At 72.5% G+C, this 1,023-nt stretch carries 3 protein-coding genes; 1 reads left to right on the plus strand and 2 read right to left on the minus strand.

The features are described from left to right. Together AC5RV2_RS18355 and AC5RV2_RS18360 are read right to left on the minus strand one after the other, a co-directional pair. A partial coding sequence (locus AC5RV2_RS18355) for a dephospho-CoA kinase (RefSeq protein WP_494093521.1) occupies positions 1-163 on the minus strand: 163 nt, incomplete at its 3' end. An 80-nt stretch (positions 164-243) separates the two neighbouring features. Further along, positions 244-477, minus strand: a complete 234-nt coding sequence (locus tag AC5RV2_RS18360; RefSeq protein ID WP_494093519.1) for a DUF6480 family protein — start codon at positions 475-477, stop codon at positions 244-246. 119 nt (positions 478-596) lie between these two features. Between AC5RV2_RS18360 and AC5RV2_RS18365 the strand changes: the two genes are divergently transcribed. Next, positions 597-1,023, plus strand: a 427-nt coding sequence (locus tag AC5RV2_RS18365) for an IMPACT family protein (RefSeq protein WP_494093520.1), incomplete at its 3' end; no start/stop codon positions are given.

Consider the following 1,023-nt stretch of genomic DNA (forward strand, 5'->3'; position numbering starts at 1 on the left):
GGCCGAACGCGTCGACGACGGCGCGCAGTCCGTCGGTGCCGGGCTCTACCACTTCCCGGGCGATGGCGTCGGCGTCGATGAGGGTGGCGCCGAGCTCGGCCAGCCGCCGGGCAGCCAGCGATTTTCCGGCGGCGATGCCGCCGGTGAGTCCGATTCTGAGCACGGCCCTAGTCTAGCCAGCACGCGGACAGGCGCCGCGCCGCGGCGTGTCCAGCCTCCCCCGGGCTTTAGTGCCCGGGCCCGCTACTCCTCGTGCCCTTGGTCGGCGCTCATCTGGTCTTCGGCGGGCGGCGTTTCTCCGGGCGGAACGCCACCGCCTGGTTCCAGCCCGGTGATGTTCTGGCTCTCGGGATCAGGGTTGGCCGAGTCGCCTTGGTCGGCCGATGCACGCCCTTCGTTGACGCCGTCGGGCGCGGCCGGGCCGTGGCCCGCTCCGCCCTGGACGCGCGGGTCGAATTCCGGTTGGTTTTTCGCCATGGTTCCGCCGTTCGTTGCGTTCTCCGGCCGCCCCGCGGGCGCGGCCCTGTGCCACCCAGACTAGGCACGCGCGGGACCGCCGGACAAGGGCCCCGTGCGGGCGCACTAGGCTGGATCCTATGGGTCCCCCGTCCCCCGGCAGCAGCTACACCACCGTAGCCGGCGAGCACCGGCACGAGATCGAAATCAAACGCTCGAGGTTCATCACGGTGCTGCGGCGGGTGGAAACGGAACAACAGGCCCGCGGCCTGGTCGCGGAGCTGCGCCGCGAATTCCACGACGCCCGGCACCACTGCAGCGCCTTCCTGCTGGGCCCGGACCGGGGCGTCCAGCGCTCCAACGACGACGGCGAGCCCGCCGGTACGGCCGGGGCGCCCATGCTGGAGGCCCTGCTCAAACGCGAGACGGCGCCCGGGGTGACGGACCTCAGCGACGTCGCGGCCGTCGTCGTCCGCTATTTCGGGGGGATCCTGCTGGGAGCCGGAGGACTGGTGCGGGCCTATTCGGAGTCGGTGTCGCAGGCCGTGGCGGCCGCGCCGCTGGTCC

This window comes from Arthrobacter sp. Y3225116 (assembly GCF_059091245.1).